17 protein-coding genes are annotated in these 17,731 nt (G+C 66.9%); 7 read left to right on the top strand and 10 right to left on the bottom strand.

Annotated elements, in window-relative coordinates; genetic code table 11:
• Positions 1-102: 102 nt before the first annotated feature.
• From ACOEQ1_RS17685 to dapA, 5 genes are read right to left on the bottom strand one after another with little or no spacing between them, the layout of a single operon-like run.
• Positions 103-783 (bottom strand): GTP cyclohydrolase II, encoded by a 681-nt coding sequence (locus ACOEQ1_RS17685; protein WP_419760538.1) that lies wholly within the window; start codon positions 781-783, stop codon positions 103-105.
• Positions 780-1,952, bottom strand: a complete 1,173-nt coding sequence (gene ribD / locus ACOEQ1_RS17680; protein ID WP_419760537.1) for a bifunctional diaminohydroxyphosphoribosylaminopyrimidine deaminase/5-amino-6-(5-phosphoribosylamino)uracil reductase RibD — start codon at positions 1,950-1,952, stop codon at positions 780-782. Before ribD ends, ACOEQ1_RS17685 begins: the two co-directional genes overlap by 4 nt.
• A complete protein-coding gene (locus ACOEQ1_RS17675; protein ID WP_419760536.1) occupies positions 1,949-2,620 on the bottom strand; it encodes a phosphatase PAP2 family protein in 672 nt (223 codons plus the stop codon). The genes ribD and ACOEQ1_RS17675 overlap by 4 nt, the downstream gene beginning before the upstream one ends.
• Positions 2,617-3,102: an SsrA-binding protein SmpB gene (gene smpB, locus ACOEQ1_RS17670; RefSeq protein WP_419760535.1), complete on the bottom strand. Its 486-nt coding sequence runs from the start codon at positions 3,100-3,102 to the stop codon at positions 2,617-2,619. Before smpB ends, ACOEQ1_RS17675 begins: the two co-directional genes overlap by 4 nt.
• Before the next feature lies 1 nt (position 3,103).
• Positions 3,104-3,982: a 4-hydroxy-tetrahydrodipicolinate synthase gene (dapA, locus tag ACOEQ1_RS17665; RefSeq protein WP_419760534.1), complete on the bottom strand. Its 879-nt coding sequence runs from the start codon at positions 3,980-3,982 to the stop codon at positions 3,104-3,106.
• Between the two features lie 223 nt (positions 3,983-4,205).
• Here dapA and ACOEQ1_RS17660 point away from each other — a divergent pair, with 223 nt between their 5' ends.
• From ACOEQ1_RS17660 to ACOEQ1_RS17650, 3 genes are read left to right on the top strand one after another with little or no spacing between them, the layout of a single operon-like run.
• Positions 4,206-6,170, top strand: a complete 1,965-nt coding sequence (locus ACOEQ1_RS17660) for a transglycosylase SLT domain-containing protein (protein WP_419760533.1) — start codon at positions 4,206-4,208, stop codon at positions 6,168-6,170.
• Positions 6,158-6,646: a phosphatidylglycerophosphatase A gene (locus ACOEQ1_RS17655; protein WP_419760532.1), complete on the top strand. Its 489-nt coding sequence runs from the start codon at positions 6,158-6,160 to the stop codon at positions 6,644-6,646. The genes ACOEQ1_RS17660 and ACOEQ1_RS17655 overlap by 13 nt, the downstream gene beginning before the upstream one ends.
• Positions 6,647-6,656: 10 nt before the next feature.
• On the top strand, positions 6,657-7,160 hold the full coding sequence (locus ACOEQ1_RS17650) for a CinA family protein (protein WP_419760531.1): 504 nt from the start codon (positions 6,657-6,659) through the stop codon (positions 7,158-7,160).
• 15 nt (positions 7,161-7,175) lie between these two features.
• On the opposite strand, the gene ACOEQ1_RS17645 is transcribed toward ACOEQ1_RS17650, so the two are convergent.
• From ACOEQ1_RS17645 to ACOEQ1_RS17625, 5 genes are all read right to left on the bottom strand, one after another.
• Positions 7,176-9,425 carry a molybdopterin cofactor-binding domain-containing protein gene (locus tag ACOEQ1_RS17645; protein WP_419760530.1) on the bottom strand — a complete coding sequence of 750 codons (2,250 nt, stop codon included), beginning with the start codon at positions 9,423-9,425 and terminating at the stop codon, positions 7,176-7,178.
• Positions 9,422-9,883 (bottom strand): (2Fe-2S)-binding protein, encoded by a 462-nt coding sequence (locus ACOEQ1_RS17640; protein WP_419760529.1) that lies wholly within the window; start codon positions 9,881-9,883, stop codon positions 9,422-9,424. The genes ACOEQ1_RS17645 and ACOEQ1_RS17640 overlap by 4 nt, the downstream gene beginning before the upstream one ends.
• On the bottom strand, positions 9,880-11,199 hold the full coding sequence (locus tag ACOEQ1_RS17635; RefSeq protein WP_419760528.1) for a c-type cytochrome: 1,320 nt from the start codon (positions 11,197-11,199) through the stop codon (positions 9,880-9,882). The genes ACOEQ1_RS17640 and ACOEQ1_RS17635 overlap by 4 nt, the downstream gene beginning before the upstream one ends.
• 45 nt (positions 11,200-11,244) lie before the next feature.
• Positions 11,245-12,339: an NADH:flavin oxidoreductase/NADH oxidase gene (locus ACOEQ1_RS17630; RefSeq protein WP_419760527.1), complete on the bottom strand. Its 1,095-nt coding sequence runs from the start codon at positions 12,337-12,339 to the stop codon at positions 11,245-11,247.
• A 133-nt stretch (positions 12,340-12,472) separates the two neighbouring features.
• Complete coding sequence (locus tag ACOEQ1_RS17625; protein ID WP_419760526.1) at positions 12,473-13,234, bottom strand: FadR/GntR family transcriptional regulator; 762 nt, start codon at positions 13,232-13,234, stop codon at positions 12,473-12,475.
• 414 nt (positions 13,235-13,648) lie between these two features.
• Between ACOEQ1_RS17625 and ACOEQ1_RS17620 the strand changes: the two genes are divergently transcribed.
• The 4 genes from ACOEQ1_RS17620 to ACOEQ1_RS17605 all read left to right on the top strand — a co-directional run bounded on the left by ACOEQ1_RS17620 (position 13,649) and on the right by ACOEQ1_RS17605 (position 17,724).
• A complete protein-coding gene (locus ACOEQ1_RS17620; protein ID WP_419760525.1) occupies positions 13,649-13,876 on the top strand; it encodes a hypothetical protein in 228 nt (75 codons plus the stop codon).
• A 206-nt stretch (positions 13,877-14,082) separates the two neighbouring features.
• On the top strand, positions 14,083-15,234 hold the full coding sequence (locus ACOEQ1_RS17615) for a substrate-binding domain-containing protein (RefSeq protein ID WP_419760524.1): 1,152 nt from the start codon (positions 14,083-14,085) through the stop codon (positions 15,232-15,234).
• Between the two features lie 37 nt (positions 15,235-15,271).
• On the top strand, positions 15,272-16,792 hold the full coding sequence (locus tag ACOEQ1_RS17610; protein ID WP_419760523.1) for a sugar ABC transporter ATP-binding protein: 1,521 nt from the start codon (positions 15,272-15,274) through the stop codon (positions 16,790-16,792).
• Positions 16,789-17,724: an ABC transporter permease gene (locus ACOEQ1_RS17605; RefSeq protein ID WP_419760522.1), complete on the top strand. Its 936-nt coding sequence runs from the start codon at positions 16,789-16,791 to the stop codon at positions 17,722-17,724. Before ACOEQ1_RS17610 ends, ACOEQ1_RS17605 begins: the two co-directional genes overlap by 4 nt.
• Positions 17,725-17,731 lie beyond the last annotated feature (7 nt).

Below are 17,731 nucleotides of genomic sequence, written 5' to 3'. Positions count from 1 at the left end.
GACTTTCTTCGGGGTAGACGGGCAGGCGGCGCAGGATGCGCGTTGGCCGACGGCCTTGTGCGGATGGATGCGACCCGCGGCTTGCCTATTTGCGCCCGGAGATCACTCCGCTGGCTCGTCACCGGGGCTTGCGCCGCGCAGGATGGCGGCCGGGTCGATCATGTGCCGGTGCTCGAACTTCGCCTGGAGATAGGCCCGGTTCGCATCCGTGACATAAACGCCGGTGCGGCGGACCTCGGCCACGTCGATGCCCGCGGCGGTCAACTGCGCCACCTTGTCCGGGTTGTTCGTCATGAGCCGGATGCGCTCGACGCCCAACGCCTGCAGCATCCGCGCGCCGACGGTGTAGTTCCGGGCGTCCTCCGGCAGGTTCAGCCAGCGGTTCGCGGTGTAGGTGTCGATGCCCTTGTCCTGCAGCCGGTAGGCGTCGAGCTTGGCGTAGAGGCCGATGCCGCGGCCCTCCTGCCGCAGATAGAGCAGGATGCCGCCCTCCTCCGAGAGCAGCTCGATCGCCTCATGCAGCTGCCGGCCGCAGTCGCAGCGGGCCGAGGCGAAGATGTCGCCGGTGAGGCATTCGGAATGCAGCCGCACCAGAACCGGGCGGGACGCGTCCGGGTGGCGGCCGGCGAAGCGGATCGCGACGTGCTCGAGGCCATCCAGCCCGTCGAAGCCGACGAACTCGGCAGGGACGCCCGCAGGGCCGATCGGGATCATCACGGGCATCCGGGGATGGCAGTCCAGCATCGGCTCCGTCGGTGAAGGGATAGGCTGCAGATGGGTCATGCAGAGGTTCCAGAAGACACGGCGGATACGGGTTCGGCGCCTATTTCACGCTCAGGAGGAGGCGTTAAAAGTTCATACGTTTCCAGCACGTCCTCTGCATACTCCTGCCGCGACAAAAGACGCAGTCGAAATGCGTCTGCCAGCCTTTCGACGCCAAGGCCCTCTATCGCCGGCAGCCCGCCATCGCCCAGCAGCAACGGGGCGCGGTGCCAGGCCAGCCGATCCACGAGACCTGCTCTCAGCAGGGCGCCCGCCATGCGACCGCCGCCCTCGCTCAGAATGGACGTCAACCCGATTTCGCTCAATCGTTTCAGGGCTGCGACGAGATCGATACGTCCGGACGGCTCGGTCTGGGTATGAAGAATGGTGACGCCCGCCTCACGCAGCAAGCGCGCGGTCTCGGCCGGGGCATCGGGGCTTGCGAGCAGGATGAGAGCATGCGTCCGCGCCGCCCGCACGATCTGGCTGCCGAGCGGCGTGCGGAGCTGGCTGTCGGCCACCACGCGCCAGCGCGGGCGGTCGCCCAGACCGGGAAGCCCGCAACGCAGACCGGGATCGTCGGCGAGAACTGTGCCGATGCCGACGAGGATGGCGTCATGCTCCGCGCGCATCTGCTGGACCACGCCGCGCGCCGCCGGGCCGGTGATCCAGCGGCTCTCACCGGTTCTGGTGGCGATGCAGCCGTCGAGCGTCACCCCGAGCTTCAGCGTCACCCAGGGCAGCCCCTGCGTCACGCTTTTCACAAAACCGGCGAGGATGGCGGCGGCTTCCTCGGCCATGAGGCCGGTCTCGACCTGAAGGCCGGCAGCCCGCAGCCGGGCGATGCCGCGCCCCTGGACGCGCGGATCGGGGTCATGCGCATGGGCGACGACCACCCGCACCACGCCTGCCGCGATCAGCGCATCGGCGCAGGGCGGCGTGCGCCCGTGATGCGCGCAGGGTTCGAGCGTGACGTAGGCGGTAGCGCCGCGCGCCGCCTCGCCCGCATTGGCGAGAGCCACGACCTCGGCATGCGGCCGGCCGCCCGGCTGCGTCGCGCCGCGCCCGACGATGCGGTCACCCGACGCGATCACGCAGCCGACGGCGGGATTGGGCGCCGTGATGCCGAGAGCCGCGCGCGCCAGAGCGAGCGCCTCGGCCATCAGCAGCCGGTCCGTGGTCTCGTTCATACGACAGGTTCGGCAGCGTGCGGCGCCAAAGCGGGCATGAGCAGCGTTGCGCGACCGCAGGCGAAGCCGAGGTAGCCGCCGGCGATGACGTCGCCGAGGAAATGGTAGGTGTCTGCGACGAGCCCCGCCGCAGTGAGCACGACGAGCAGCGCCCACAGCCAGCGCAGCCCCGGCGCCCGCCACCAGAGGACGCCGGCGACCGCGCCGATCGCGGCGGTATGGCCGGAGGGGAAGGATGCCCAGCCCTCGCCGCCGTGGAAGGGCGAGAAGCCGTAGGCGCCGTTGCCGACCAGCGACGGGTTGCTGCCGAGCCAGGGCTCCGGCCAGGTGCGGCCGAAGGCGAATTTCAGCGCCGCCTTGGCAGAGCCCGCGATGACGACGGCCACGGAACAGGCGACGATGGACCAGCCCAGGCGCCCCGGCCGCCAGCCGAACCAGCCGGCCAGAGCGGCAACGATCAAGGCGGGCCCCGCAAGCGACTTGGGGATTTGGCCGATGCCGGCCAGGGGCAGCAGCCAATGGCTGCGATGGAAAAGCCCGTGCATGAACAGCGCGAGCGGCCGGTCGACGAAGGCGATGGAGACGACGACCAGCACGACGCACGACAGCAGGGCGATCACCAACCCCGACGGCCGGGCGATGCCGAGCCGTGCGACCTCAGCGGTCATCCCTTGTTGCGCATCAGGCGGGCCTTGTCCCGCTGCCAATCCCTCGCCGCGACGGCGTGGCGCTTGTCGGCCTTCTGCCGGCCCTCGCCGACGCCGAGCAGCACCTTGGCGCGCCCGCGATCGTTGAAGTGGATCTGCAGGGGCACGAGGGTGACGCCGTTGCGCGCCACCTGGCCCGACAGCTGGTTGATCTGCTTGTGCTTGAGCAGCAGCTTGCGCGGCGCCCTCGGCTCGAACCGCGACAGCACGCCCGCCTGATATTCGGGGATGTAGGCGTTGAACAGCCACAACTCGCCGTCGCGCTCGCCGGCCCATGCCTCGGTGAGGGTCGCGCGGCCATGCCGCAGGGACTTCACCTCCGCGCCCTTGAGGACGATGCCCGCCTCGACCGTCTCCTTGATCGTGTAGTCGAAGCGCGCCTTGCGGTTCTGGGAGGCGATGCCGTGCGAGATCAGTCCGGACTTGGATTTGGTTTCTGCCATGTCAGTTGAGGAGACCGACCTCTACCATCGCCGCACGGACCTGCGTGCGGGTTGCCTGGCTCACCGGGGCCAGGGGCAGGCGGCAATCGGCCTCGCCGAAGCCCAGCAGATGGGCGGCGTATTTCACCGGTCCGGGATTGGTCTCGACGAACATCGCGTCATGCAGCGGCACCAGGCGGTGCTGGATGGCGATGGCCTCGGCCACGTCGTCGCGCTGCCAGGCCGTATGCATCGCGCTGAGCAGGCGGGGCGCCACATTGCCGGTGACGCTGATGCAGCCGACGCCGCCGGAGGCGAGGTGGGCCACCGCCGTGTGGTCCTCGCCGGACAGCTGGCAGAAATTCTCCCCGCAGGCGCGGCGGACATGGAGCGGGCGCGAGAGGTTGGCGGTCGCATCCTTCACGCCGACGATGTTGGGGTGCTTCGCCAGCCGGGCCATGGTCTCGGTAGTGACATCCACCACGCTGCGGCCCGGCACGTTGTAGACGATGATGGGAATGTCGGCGCTGTCCGCTATCGTCTTGTAATGCAGGTAGAGACCCTCCTGGGTCGGCTTGTTGTAATAGGGCGTGACCACGAGAGCCGCATCGGCCCCGGCCCGCCGGGCATGGCGGGCGAGATCGATCGCCTCCGCCGTGCTGTTGGAACCGGCCCCCGCAATCACCGGCACGCGGCCACGAGCGACGGCGATGGTGATCTCGACCACCCGCCGGTGCTCCTCATGGCTGAGCGTCGGCGACTCGCCGGTGGTGCCGACAGGAACCAGCCCATGCGTGCCCTCGGCGATCTGCCAGTCGACGAAACGCTCCAGGGCGGGCTCATCGACCGTGCCGTCGGCCCGCATCGGGGTAATCAGGGCGACAAGCGAGCCCTTGAACATGGTCGTATCCTCGGCTGAGCGGGTGCGGCGATCGGGCGCGTTGAACGGTGGAAGGTAGGACCGGCGGCGGCGGGTCGCAAGCCGCTAGCGGACGCCCCTCCTGCAACGGAGGAACAAGTGGGAACGCCCACGACATGAATTAGCCCAGCGTGGGTGGATCGTGCTCTTTGCGAACCGCCTCCATTGGGCGATGATGGCCTGACACAAAAGGATTAGGCCGGCTGTGACGAGACTTCTGGTAGCCCTCGCCTTCGTCTCCCTGTCGCTCCTCCTCCCTTCCGCCGCCGAAGCTCAAGCTCCAGTTGAAACCCCGATGGACGCGGTCGCGGCCCGTGACTGGGCGCAGGCGAATGCCATGGCGGCGCAATACGCCGATCCCGTCGCGGCTAAACTCGTCACCTACTATCGTCTGCTTACCCGCGGCGAAGCGAGCGCCGCCGAGATAGGCGCCTTCATGCAGAACAGTCCCGACTGGCCCCAGCAGGGCCTGCTGGAGACCCGCTGGGAACAGGCGCTGACGGATGAGCCGGATCAGCCGACGGCGCTCGCGCAGTGCAAATGGCGCCTGCCGGTGGGCGCGCCGGCGTTGCTCCGCTGCGCCGACGCCTTCACCGCGGCCCAGGACACGAAGGACGCCGCCGAGGCTGCGCGACGTGCCTGGACCGGCACGGGCATCACCGATGAGGCGGATGTCGGCGTCTTCCTCGGCCAGTGGGGCAGCACGCTGCAACCCGCGGACGAATGGGCGCGATTCGTGGCGCTCGCGCGGGAGGCGTCGCCGGCGGCGGAGGCCCAGATCACCCGCCTCTCGTCCGCCGATCAGCCCGAGGCCCAGGTGTGGGTGGCGCTCAACGCAAATAATCCGGACGGCGAGGCCCTGTTGGCGGCCCTGCCCGCCGCGCGCCAGCAGGATCCCGGGCTGTTCCTGGCGGCCGTGCGCTTCCTGCGCCACAACGCCAGCGACCCGGATGCCTATGCCTTCTGGCTGAGCCGCGGGAACGCCGCCATGGCCGCCGGACTGCCGGTGCAGCAGCATGCGCTATGGAGCGAGGCGGCCCACCTCGCCCGCGCTCTGGTGACCGACAACGACCTCGCCCAGGCCTACACCCTCGCCGACCTCATCAAACCGCCCGCCCCCGCCGATCGGGGCGACGAGGAGTTCCTCGCCGGCTTCATCGCGCTGCGCATGCTGCATGACACGGGAAAGGCCGAGCCGCATTTCCGCACGCTCGCCAGCCTGTCCTCCGCCGTCATTACCCAGGCGCGCGCCCACTACTGGCTCGCCCACACGCTGGCAGCCGAGGGCCGCACCATGCAGGCGGCAGCCGAATACCGGATTGCCGCCGGTTGGCCGACCACCTTCTATGGGCAGCTGGCGGCATTGGCCCTCGGCGACACTCCCGCCGCGCTGAACGCCCGCATCCTGGCGGCGCCCGCACCGGGCTGGAGCACCACCGACGCGCTGGACTTCGCAGGCCGCGAAGTGGCGCGCGCCGCCGCCTACCTCGTGGCGTGGAACGAGCCCCGCCGCGCCGGCACCTTCCTGCTCGACATCGGGACCATCGCGCCCGACCCCGCCGATCTGGCGATGACGGCCGATCTCGCGCTCGGGCTGCAAACGCCGGCCGCCGCCGTCGGCATCGCCCGCTTCGCCGGACTGCACGGCACGATGCTGGTGGCCGACGGATGGCCGACGCCATTCCAGCCGCCGGCCAGCGCCGGCGTCGAACCCGCGGTCGCGCTCGGCCTCATCCGGCAGGAGAGCAGCTTCGATGTCGCGGCCGAAAGTCCGTCGGGCGCGCTCGGCCTCATGCAGCTGATGCCCGCCACGGCGCGGCTCGTGGCGCAGCAGCAGGGCGTCGCCCTCTCGGAAGGACAGCTCACGCAGGACCCGGATTTGAACATGACGCTGGGGAGCGTCTATTTCTCGGGGCTTCTGGCGCAGTTCGACAACTGCCTGCCGCTGGCCATCGCGAGTTACAACGCCGGGCCGAACCGGGTCGAACAATGGCTCGCGCAGAACGGGGACTTCCGCGCGCCCGGCGGCCCCGACGTGCTCGACTGGATCGAGCTCATTCCTTTCGACGAGACGCGCAACTATGTGGAGCGCGTCATCGAGGGCATTGGCATCTACCGCGCCAAGGAAGGGCAGGCCGTGACATATCCGCTGCAGCCGTGGCTGCACTGACCACTGGCCGCCCGCAGGGTGTCGCCGCCGGCCGGACGATCGCGAGCGCCTGCGGCATCGGTTTCTTTCCGTGGGCGCCCGGCACGGCGGCCTCGGCGGTGGCGCTTCTCGTCGGCGCGGCCCTCCTTCGGTACGGCGGCCACGGGGTTTTGGCACTGGCGGCGGTCATCGCGGCGGTAGGCGGCGTGTTGGCCATCCGCGCCGCCCGGGCGAACGACGACCCAGGTTGGGTCGTGATCGACGAGGTCGCCGGGCAATGGATCACCCTGCTCGGGCTCGCCCATCTTAGCTTGATCGGAGTGGCCGCCGCCTTCGCCCTGTTCCGGCTGCTCGACATCACCAAGCCGGGGCCGATCGGCTGGGCGGACCGCGTTAACTCCGCCTTCGGCATCATGGGCGATGACGTCATTGCGGGCGCAGCCGGGGCCGTGATCCTCTGGGCGCTGCTGCTCTGGAAACCCATGCTCTTTGGATGAGGAGGCGGTTTTGTTCCCACAGGAGATGCTGGCGGAAGCCGAAGCGGTGCTCGCTGGCGCCCGCGCGCGAGGCTGGCGCATCACGACCGCCGAGAGTTGTACCGGCGGCCTCATCGCCGGGCTGCTGACGGCGATCGGCGGCTCCTCCGATGTCGTCGACGGCGGAGCGGTGACCTATTCCAATGCCGCCAAGACACGAATGCTCGGCGTGCCGCCCGAGCTGATCGCGAGCGAGGGCGCGGTCAGCGAGGCTGTCGCGCGGGCCATGGCGGAAGGCGCACGCCGCTCGGCCGAGGTGGACCTCGCCATCTCCGTGACCGGCGTGGCGGGGCCCGGCGGCGGAACGGCGACGAAGCCTGTGGGGCTGATCTGGTTCGGCGTCGCGTCACCTACCCAGACCATTGCGAAGTCGCGGAACTTCCCCGGCGGCCGCACGTCCATCCGCATGGCGACGGTGCGCCACGCCATGGCGCTGCTGCGCGCCGAGCTTGCCGAAAAGACCCGTTACGCCTGAAGCCGGAAGCGCGTCCTACCCCAGCATCGCCTGCCTGACCTTCTCCGCCGTCAACGGTAGATCGCGCATACGAAGGCCCGTCGCATCCGCGAGGGCGTTGGCGATCGCGGCGGGGGTCGGGCCCATGCCGGCCTCGCCGGTGCCGAGAAACGGCTGCCCAGGCCGGTTGATGACATGCACCTCGACGCTGTCCGGCACGTTGTCGAACCGCATGATGGGATAGCTGCTCCAGTCCCGGCTGGTGATCTCGGTCTCGCTCCAGGTGACGGATTCGTAGAGAGTCCAGCTCGAGGCCTGCATGATGCAGCCCTGGATCTGGTTCTGGATGCCGTCTGGGTTGACGGCATTGCCCGCGTCGACGGCGGCGACGGCCCGGACGATGCGGATCTGTCCCGTGTCGGAGTTCACCGCGACCTCCACGGCGACGGCGCAGAGGGCCTTGATCGTCTCGTAGACCACAAACCCGAACCCCTTGCCGTGGCCGGGTGGCAGCGTCTGCGTGTCGGACCAGCCGAACTTCTCGGCTGCCATCTCCACCACGTCGCGGGACCGCTGGGCCGGCAGATGCCTGAGCCTGAACGCCACCGGGTCTGTTTTGGCCGCGAGCGCCAGCTCATCCATGAAGCTTTCGACTGCAAAAACGTTCATGTAGCCGCCGAGGGAGCGCAGCGCCGACACCCGGAGCGGCATCTCCGGGATGTAGTGGTAGATGATGTTCGTGTTCGGCAGCGCGTAGGTAGGGACGGCGTTGCGATCGCCGCCGCCGCTCGGCAGCGGGATCTGCGCGCCCTGCGAAGGCCCCGCCGGCGCCGGGAGATACCAGGCCGGCATCAGGTTGGCGGCCTTCCCCGAGGGGCGGGTCATGAAGGTCATGCTCCACAGCTCGTAGTCCCAGCCGGCGATCATGCCGCTGGCGTCGAGCGTGCCACGCACCTCGGCGATCATCGGCGAGCCGTAGGGCTCCCAGCCATGCTCGTCCTCGCGCATCCACTGCACCCGCACCGGGCGGCGGGGGAGCGCCATCGCGACGATGGCGGCATCGGCGCCCACGTCGTCTGCCCCATTGTGGCCGTAGCAGCCGGAGCCCTCGACGAAGACGCAATCCACCTGGTCCTGCGGCATCCCAAGCATGTCGGCGATCGTGTTCCGAAGCGGGTAAACGCCCTGAGTGTGGGTCCAGACAGTGAGGCGCTGGCCGTCGTATCGGCCAACCGCGCAGGACGGCCCGATGGAGGCGTGCATCATGTAGGGCCGCGTGTAGCGCGCCTGGATGACATCGCCACCGGTGATCGCGCCGCCGCCGCGGTGATCGAGCACCTTCGTATCCGCCTTCATGGTTTGGAGGCGCGGAACGATCGTGTTCATGTCGGGCAGGATGTCCGGCACTCGCCATTGCGCCGCCTGCTGCAACGCGCGCATCGCCACGACCGCCTGATATTCCCCCTCGGCGATGACGGCGAGATAGTTGTTCTGGCGCACCACCTTGATGACGCCCGGCATTCTCTCGATGGTGGAGGTGTCGACGCTAACCAGAGTCGAGCCGTAATTGGGCGGGCGCACGATCCGCGCGTGAACCATGTTGTCCAGGCGCATGTCCTGGACGTAGATGGGCTCGCCGGTGAGCTTGCGCGGGATATCGAGCCTCGGCACGTTCTTGCCGACGATCCGGTATCGTTCGGGCGGGATGAGGCTTGGCTGATTGCTCGCCTGCACATGCAGCGAGCGGCCCTTCACAAGATCGCCGTAGGCGCGGCGCTGGCCTTGGGGGGCGGTGACGATGCCGTTCTCCGCCCTCAGCTGGGATACGGCCACGCCGAGGTCGGTCGACGCCCATCCCAACAGGATCTCGCGCACCTGAGCGGCAGCGTGGAAAATCGCGGTGCCGCTCGCCATCATCGAGTCGCTGCCTGCGGTGTAGCCCTCGTTCAGCATCCGTGTGGTCGACGCCATCAGCATCGTGATCGATGATCGCTCAACCGCAAGCTGTTCGGCGGCGCATTGCATGAGCGCGGTCTCCACGCCTTGGCCCAGCTCCGCCTTGCCGGAATAGACCGTCACCGCGCCGTGCTCGTCGATGCCGATCCAGGAGTCGAGATACGGGTACAGCTTCAGGTCCCCGAACGGTGGGCCTTTGGGCGGCGCCGCTTGCGCATGAGCATGGCCGCCGAGCAGCGAGAAGCTCACGAGAAGGCCGCTGCCGGCCAGGAAGCCGCGCCGTGACAGCGCCGCCGTCGGGCCGTTGGGGTTCGCCGCGGGGGTTCTCACGCGGCAACCTCTCCGGCTGCTCGCCGGATCGCTTTTATGATGCGCATGTGAGTGCCGCACCGGCAGAGGTTCGGCTGCATCCAGTCCCTGATTTCCTGGTCGGTCGGCGACCGGTTCCGCCGGAGCAGAGCCTCGCTGCGCATGATCATGCCCGGAATGCAGTAGCCGCATTGCGCCGCCTGCTCCTCGATGAAGGCCTTCTGCACGATGCCCGGCTGGTCCGCGGTGCCCAGGCCCTCGAGCGTTGTGATCGACCGGCCTTCGAGCACGGAGATCGGCACGACGCAGGAGAACACCGGGTCGTCGTCGACGATGACGGTGCACGCGCCGCACTGGCCGAGCCCGCACCCGAACTTGGCGCCGTTGAGCCTGAGTTCGTTGCGCAACACGTAGAGCAAAGGAGTTGTCGGATCGGTGCCGATCCGGTGCGTCACACCGTTGACAGTGAGCGTGATCACCGCTGTGCCTCCTTCTCGATGCGCGCGACAGCATCGCCGACCTTGGTCCAGGCCGGCTCATCGGTGAAATGATGACGCACATACTGCGCGAGCAGCACGATCTGCGATGGGGTCAGCACCCCTGCGAAGGGCGGCATCCATCGCTCTTCCGCGCCCGGCGGCGGCTGCACGCCGTGCAGCACGATCTGGATGAAGTTATCCGGGTCGGGGGCATGCGTGACGCTGCTGAGCCCCGACGTGACAGGCCGGTAGAACGGCTGGTTGCCACCGAGGAAATGGCAGGAAGCGCAGGCGCCCGCGTAGATCGCCTCGCCGCTGGTTGCCGGACCTTGCAGGCTCATCTGCTGAGCGGTTGCAGGGCGGTAGGCAACCCTGTCGGCTGCGGCGACGGCCTCAGCCGTTTTGCCAGGCGAAGGTGGCGGCTCGAAGGAACCGATGTAGGTCGCCAACGCATCGAGATCGGATCTCGGCAGGCGTTGCAGATTTTCGGTGACGTTCTGCATTGGACCCGCCGCAAGGCCGTGGTTCTGTACAAAGCCGTTGCCGAAGTAGGTTGCCAGCTCATCCTCGGTCCAGGGAGCGGGTGCCGGGGAGCCGTGGTTCAGGGCCGGTGCGAGCCAGCCATCGCTATGACCGCCGGCATATTGCGCCGAGGCGATTTCTGCCCCGAAGGCATTGTGCGGCGTGTGGCAGGCGGCGCAGTGGCCGAGACCCTCGGCAATGTAGGCGCCACGGTTCCACGCGGCGCTCTGTTTCGGCTCCGGTTGAAAACGACCCTCATGCAGAAACAACAGGTTCCAGCCTGCGAGAACCAGGCGGATGTTGAGCGGGAACGGAAGCTGCGGAGCCGGCACCCGATGGTTCGCCGGAGCACGCGTCATCAGATACGCATAGAGCGCAGCGACATCGTCGTCGCTGACCAGGGTGAAGTGGTTGTAGGGGAAAGCGGGATAGAGGTGCTCGCCGTTCCGGGCGATGCCCCTGTGCATGGCTCTGCGGAACGCCGCTTCCGACCAACTGCCGATGCCCGTCTGCATATCGGGCGTTATGTTGCTGCCGTAAATGGTCCCGAACGGGGTCGCCACCGGATAGCCGCCCGCGAACGGAGCTCCACCCGGCGCGGTATGGCACTCCGCGCAGTAGCCGGTGGACGCAATCAGCGCGCCCTTCGCCACAGTCGCCTTGCTGAAGGCGGACGGCGGCGGCGGCGGCGCCGCGTCGATCGCCGGCTGACTGGCCCAGGCGAAAAAGCCGCCCGCGCCAAGCAAGACCACCAGAAGCGCAAGTCCGAAGAGGCGGACAGGCGTGAAGAGCATGCATCCTCCGCCGTCCCGGCTAGGTCATTGTTCGGGAGCCCAGCCTCAGGCGGCGCGGTAGCGCTCGAGCCAATGGGCATAGGGAGCGGGCAACGTCCAGGCCGCCTTCTCCACGCCAAGCGCCCGCGCGGCCAGGTAAGGCCAGTGCGGATCTTCCAGCAACGGCCGCCCGAGCATCACGATATCCACCTTGTCATCCCGTACCAGCCCATCGGCTTGCTCGGGTTGAGACACGTACCAGCTTGTGGAAGCAGCGATGCCGACCTCATGCTTTATGCGCGACGCGATTGGCGCCATGAACGCCGGCCCCCAGGGGATCTTCGCTTCCGGCGTCGAAAATCCGATGCTCACATCGATAAGGTCCAGCCCGCGCTGCTTCATCTCCCGGATCAGACCGATGCTGTCCTCGAGCGTCTGATCGTTGCCGTCGAACTCGGTCACGCCGAAGCGCGCGGTCAACGGCAGGTTCTGCGGCCAGACGCGGCGAACCGCGTCTACAGTCTCAAGGATAAAGCGGCCGCGGTTCTCGACGCTGCCGCCGTAGTCGTCGTCGCGCTGGTTCGAGTAGGCGGACCAGAAGCTTTGGCCGAGGTAGCCGTGCGCCATATGCAGCTCGAGCCACTGGAACCCCACATCCCGGGCGCGCTCCGCCGCCGCCACGAAATCCCGCTGGACGCGCGCGATGTCGTCTTTTGTCATCGCGTGTGGAACCTTGGGAAGATTGGCGCCGAACGGAATGGCCGAAGGCGCGATCGTCTCCCACGCGCCAGGTTGACCGGCGAGAATATGATCGTCGCCTTCCCAAGGACGGTTTGCGCTCGCCTTGCGTCCCGCATGGGCAATCTGGATGCCAGGAACGGCCCCGGTCGCCTTCATGGCTGCAACAATCGGCGCGAAGGCCGCGGCGTGGGCGTCGCTCCAGATGCCCGTGCAACCGGGCGTGATGCGCCCTTCGGGCGAAACCGCAGTGGCCTCGACGATCACCAGACCCGATCCGCCGCGAGCAAGACTGTTCAGATGCACATGGTGCCAGTCGTTGATGATGCCGTCATCGGCGGAATACTGGCACATCGGGGACACCGCGATGCGGTTCTTGAGGGTGACCGACTTGAGCGTGAAGGGGTCGAAAAGCGATGCCATGAAGCCAATCCATCCAAAGGGGCAGACGCCCGGCGTCTGCCGTGTGAGGACCGTTGTTCCACTTTGGTCGAACATTCGCAACCTGCGGGTCCCTGTCCGCAGTCAACAGTTGCGTGTGCTCCCGCCGTCCCGGCTAACCGGCAGATCCTCGGCCGAGGCCATCCTGGGCTGCCCAATCCTCGGCAAGCAGGCGCCCCTCCTGCTGCCAGAATTCCCGATCCGCGAGCAGCACGCGGGTCGCGGCGTTTTCAAGGTGGGCATGGGCCGCAGCGCGAGCCTCCTCTGGGTTCTGGCGCCGGATGGCGTCGAAGATGAGCCGGTGCTCCTCCGCCACATCGGACGCGAAGTTGCGGCTCCGCGCTTCGTTGGCGCGCGTCAGGCGGATCGCTGCGCGCATCGGCTCCGTGAACAGCCGCACGAACTGGTTCCAGTAGGCATTCGAGGTGGCACGGCCAATCGAGAGGTGGAAGCTGAGATCTTCCTCGACGCCCGGATTAGGCTCGTCAGTCGACCGGCTGATCGCCAGCATCGCCTCGTGAATCTCTTGGCATTGCTGTTCCGTGCGCCGTTCGGCGGCCAGGGCAGCCATCTCGGCCTCGATCGCGCGCCTCACCTCAAGAAAGCCAAGCAGCCCGTCGATGGAGCGCGGGATGGAAAGCGCGCCATCCTGCAACACCTTGACCGCGCGCACCCGCGCGGCGGCGCCCTTCCGCGTCTCGATCAGGCCGTCCGCCTTCAACCGTGTGACCGCCTCGCGGACAACGGTGCGGCTGACCTGGAAGTTGGCGGCGAGAGCTTGCTCTGACGGCAGCTTGGACCCGACCGGGAAATGGCCGCGCCCGATACGTGCGCGCAACGCTTCGGCCAGTTGTTCCGTGCGGCTGCGCGATCGCATGGTGTCGTCCTTCCTCCCCATTGGCGCCGGACGGTTGTTACTTCAAGTCGCCCGCGAGCTTAGCTCCTTTTCGCGTCTGAACGGCAAGTCTGTTCGGTGCCGGCGCGCCAGAGGCGTCGATTACAAGACCGGACGGATGACGGCGGGAACATTTGCGTCAATCACTGTCCGTCATTCAAATTGCTCTTGCGCCCTCAGCCGGAGCCGCTAACGTGTCATACAACTTGCATCTGGCCTAGACCAGAACGGAGGAAAGCAGACTGTCGGATGGTTGGTATCGTCGCGGCGCCACCCGTCCAGAATGTTCGATCTGAGTGAGATGTTGCGCTGCCGTGTCTTCGCGCGTTCGCACGCGACAGACGTCCGTCGGCCGGATGAACGAGCCTGAAGTGACACTCAAAATAAAAGGCGACGATGGAGGATGGTGATGAGCACCAGTCGGCGTGGCAGACGGAGCCGGCGGCCGCTTCGGTAGAGGGCAAGAAGTTGGGCTACAGGACAATCCTGCTGACGCAGGACTTCATTACGATTAAAGAACTACGGGACGCTCAACAGCTTATCGTTGAGCAGGTTGGGGGCGGCGTATCGAATGTTGCCGATCAACTATTTCCGCTGGGAGCCTCTGTGGCTGCACATTGCTAAGATGTTCGACATGGACGTGGCGTATCCCGTGCCGGCGCCGCTGCAAGTATGGCCTCCAGCCGATCGACTAAAAAACGCGCGTGTCCTGGCCGTTCGGCGATTTAATTCTCAACAGCGGCTTCGACAATATCTCGAGCACGGGATAGCCCACTTGCGCGCGCCTGCCGGAACTGACAACAACAGGAAAATCAGAGGGGGATGACGTCATGAGACTGTACAAGAAACTCGCATCGGCTGCGGCAATGCTGGCGCTGATGAGTGTGCCGGCCCTGGCCCAGAGCTATTCCTGGCCCAACAACATCCCGCCTGACGCGAAAGCGCTCCTGGCGCCGTTGCCTCTGACGCCGACGGGCCAGGTCGTGCCTGGCTTTCCAAAGGGCGCACCGGCCTCGTCTCCGGACGTGTTGCAGTTCACGCCCGATCAGATCGCCAAGCTCAAGGCCGGCAATTTCACCGCCGGCATCGTCATGCATACGATGGCCGCAGGCTGGCCGTTGCTGCAGGTCCAAGGCATCAAGCAAACTCTTGCCGGATTCGGCATCAAGGTCGTTGCGGTCACGGATGCGAAGTTCCAGCCGGGAACGCAGATCGGCGACCTCGAGGAAATGGTCGCGCGCAAGCCGAGCGTGATCTTCTCGATCCCGATCGATCCGAAGAGCGAAGCCGCGGCTTATGAGAAGGCGGCGGCGGCCGGCATCAAGCTCGTGTTCATGGACAACGTCCCCGTCGGCATGGCGCCCGGCAAGGACTACGTTTCGGTGACTGCCTCGGACAACGAGAAGAACGCCTATTTTGCGGCGAAGCAGCTCGCTGACTCCATGGGCGGGAAAGGTGAAGTCGGCGTCATCACCCTCGTCTACGACTACTACTACTCGGTGTACGTGCGGAAGGTGGGTGCCTTGAAGGCCTTCGCCGAATATCCCGGCATCAAGGTCGACGGTGTCGGCACATTCGCAAGCCCGGAGGCTGCCTACAGCGTCGCAACCGCCATGATGACGGCACATCCCAAGCTCAAGGGCTTCTTCGTGGCCTGGGACACGCCTGCCGAGCAGGTCGTGGCCGCGGCGGAAACACTTGGCCGCCATGTCACCATCACGACCAACGACCTCGCGCCGGACAGCGCCTTGTTCGTGGCGCGCGGCCAGTTCCTGGCAGTGGGGGCGCAACGTCCCTTCGACCAGGGCGTGGCCGAAGCGAAGTCCGCCGCGATGGCGTTGCTGGGCGAGAAGGTGCCTCCCTACATCGAAGTGCCGACGCTCCGCGTGAAGAAGCTGGACCTGCTGAGTGCACTGCAGATTGTCACGCATGAACCGCCGCCGCACAACGTGATCGCCGCCTGCGCGGGAAAGTGCTTCTGACGGGCGGTCGTAGCCTCATCATCCCCGGGAGCACGGCGTGCCACTGATCGAGATGCGCGGCATCAGCAAAAGCTTCGGGCAGAACCGCGTTCTGTCCGAAGTGGATTTCTCGCTGGACGCCGGCGAGGTGCACGCGCTCCTCGGCGAGAACGGAGCCGGAAAGTCGACGCTCATGAAAATACTCATGGGCGTCCATCGCCAGGATGCCGGCACAATCGCGCTCGATGGTCAGTCGATCGCCGGGGGATCGGTTGGAGAGCACCTGAGCCGGGGGATCGCGATGATCTTCCAGGAGCTCAGCCTGGTGCCCAACGGCACCGTCGCCGACAACATCTTCCTCGGGCGCGAGCCGAAGGGGTTCGGCTGGAGCGTTCGCCGGCGAGCGATGCGCCGCGAGGCCGCGAAGCTGATCGCGCTCTATGGCTTCCCGCTCGACCTGGATGCGGAAGTCGGGCGTCTGCCCTTCGCGCAACGGCAGATGGTGGAGATTCTGAAGGCGGTCGCGCGCGGGGCACGTGTCCTCATCATGGATGAGCCGACATCCTCTCTCACCGTCAGCGAAGAGGTCGTGCTGGTGCGGATCATCACCGAACTCAAATCGCGTGGGATCGGCATCATCTATATCAGCCACCGGATGGCCGAGATCTTCTCCATCAGCGACCGGATCAGCCTCATCAAGGATGGCCGGCTGATCGGGCCGATGCGCCCTGCGGAAACATCGGTGTCCCACATCTCGGCCCTGATGTCGCGCAGCACCGCGATCGCCGAAGCACGGGGCGCTACTGCCGCGAAAGCCGGCACCGCGGCGCTCGAGGTACGCGGCCTGAACACCGGGCGGAAACTGCGGGACCTGAACTTCACGGTGGCTGCCGGAGAGGTGGTGGGGATCGCGGGCCTCGTCGGCAGCGGCCGCTCGACGCTTGCGAAGGCGCTGGTGGGCCTCATCCCGGACCGTGTCGGCGAGGTCAGGGTCGAGGGCCGCATCGTGCCGCCCGGCAATCCCGCGCATGCCGTGCAGGCGGGCCTGGCTCTGGTGCCGGAGGATCGGCGGCGCGAAGGTCTGGTGCTGGACCAGGGTCTGGCCGCGAACATCTCGCTGCCCAACCTCAAGCGGCTGCGCGTGGGCGGCAACTGGCCCGCCTACTCCCGCACCAAGGCCGACGGTCTGTTCACCCGCTTCCGCAGCGCTCTCGCCATCAACGCGCGTGGACCGCGCCAGGCGGCGTCCGAGTTGAGCGGCGGCAACCAGCAAAAAGTTGTCTTCGCAAAGTGGCTCGCCACCGCGCCGAGGGTACTCGTCCTCGACGAGCCGACCTCGGGCGTCGATGTCAACGCCAAGGCCGAGATGCGCGCGCTCATGCGGCGAACCGCGGCGGGGGGCGTCGGCGTGTTGTTGATCTCTTCCGAACTCGAGGAACTGGCGACGACCGCCGACCGTATCCTGCTGATGATCGACGGGCGTATCACGCGCGAAGTGGAGCCGGGTCTGGACGAAGCCGGATTACGGGCGCTGCTCCAAGAAGAACTCACAGCCTCAAAGAATCCGGTGATTGCATGACTAGCCAAGGCTCAAAGCTACTCGGGCTGCTGCGCGACTACATTACCTACGTCATCTTCCTCGGGGTCACGATCTTCTTTGCGATCTTCGCGCCGAACTTCGCAACCATGGCGACTGTCAGCGCCATTCTGCGCATCACCGCCATCGTCTCCGTCATCGCGATCGGTATGACCTTTGTCATCATCTCGGCCGAGATCGATCTTTCGGTCGGGTCGGTCGCCAGCTTTTCGGGCATGATCCTGGCGCTGCTCCTTGATGCGGGCGTGCCGGCATGGCCGAGCGCCCTGCTGACGCTCGCCATGGGCGCCGCGATCGGCGCCATCAACGGATTGCTGGTGACGCGCCTGCGGATACCGTCGTTCCTGGTGACCCTCGGCATGCTCAGCGTCTTCTCGGGCGCGGCCCTCACCGTCACCAACACGATGCCCGTGCCGATCGTGAGCGACGGCATCAACAACGCGTTGTGGAACGGTAGTTTCCTGACGGTTGCCTCGCCCGTCTGGTGGACGCTGCTGGTTGTGCTGTCCGGCTTTTACCTCCTGCATGTCTCGCTCTTCGGGCGCCGTGTGCTGGCCGTCGGCGGCAATGCGCTGGCTGCGAACTTCTCCGGCATCAACGTGAACAGGACGAAAGTCTGGGCCTTCGTCCTGAGCGGCACCACGGCGGCGCTCGCCGGCATGATGCTCGCCGCCCGCAGCACCGCCGGCAATCCGAGCCTTGGTTCGGGCCTGGAGCTCGATGTCATCGCAGCGGTCATCATCGGGGGCACCAGCCTGTTCGGCGGCTACGGCACCATCATCGGGTCGGTGATCGGCGCCATCTTCATCGGCATCATCGGGTTCGGGCTTCTGGTGATGGGGTTCTCGACGAGCGTGCAGGAGATCATCAAGGGCGCCATCATCATCTTCGCGGTGTCGGTCAACCGACGATAAAGGGACT

It is taken from the genome of Acidisoma sp. (genome assembly GCF_965199065.1).
Classification (GTDB): Bacteria; Pseudomonadota; Alphaproteobacteria; order Acetobacterales; family Acetobacteraceae; genus Acidisoma.
The sequence above is the reverse complement of the archived record's forward strand: the minus strand, read 5'-3'. Positions and strand labels throughout refer to the sequence as shown.

What these genes read in the sequence shown, in the direction of transcription:
- dapA (WP_419760534.1), bottom strand. Translation starts at nt 3,982, where the DNA reads ATGTTCAAGGGCTCGCTTGTCGCCCTGATTACCCCGATGCGGGCCGAC.
- smpB (WP_419760535.1), bottom strand. Translation starts at nt 3,102, where the DNA reads ATGGCAGAAACCAAATCCAAGTCCGGACTGATCTCGCACGGCATCGCC.
- ACOEQ1_RS17675 (WP_419760536.1), bottom strand. Translation starts at nt 2,620, where the DNA reads ATGACCGCTGAGGTCGCACGGCTCGGCATCGCCCGGCCGTCGGGGTTG.
- ACOEQ1_RS17605 (WP_419760522.1), top strand. Translation starts at nt 16,789, where the DNA reads ATGACTAGCCAAGGCTCAAAGCTACTCGGGCTGCTGCGCGACTACATT.
- ACOEQ1_RS17635 (WP_419760528.1), bottom strand. Translation starts at nt 11,199, where the DNA reads ATGCTCTTCACGCCTGTCCGCCTCTTCGGACTTGCGCTTCTGGTGGTC.
- ribD (WP_419760537.1), bottom strand. Translation starts at nt 1,952, where the DNA reads ATGAACGAGACCACGGACCGGCTGCTGATGGCCGAGGCGCTCGCTCTG.
- ACOEQ1_RS17685 (WP_419760538.1), bottom strand. Translation starts at nt 783, where the DNA reads ATGACCCATCTGCAGCCTATCCCTTCACCGACGGAGCCGATGCTGGAC.
- ACOEQ1_RS17630 (WP_419760527.1), bottom strand. Translation starts at nt 12,339, where the DNA reads ATGGCATCGCTTTTCGACCCCTTCACGCTCAAGTCGGTCACCCTCAAG.
- ACOEQ1_RS17615 (WP_419760524.1), top strand. Translation starts at nt 14,083, where the DNA reads ATGAGACTGTACAAGAAACTCGCATCGGCTGCGGCAATGCTGGCGCTG.
- ACOEQ1_RS17625 (WP_419760526.1), bottom strand. Translation starts at nt 13,234, where the DNA reads ATGCGATCGCGCAGCCGCACGGAACAACTGGCCGAAGCGTTGCGCGCA.
- ACOEQ1_RS17620 (WP_419760525.1), top strand. Translation starts at nt 13,649, where the DNA reads ATGGAGGATGGTGATGAGCACCAGTCGGCGTGGCAGACGGAGCCGGCG.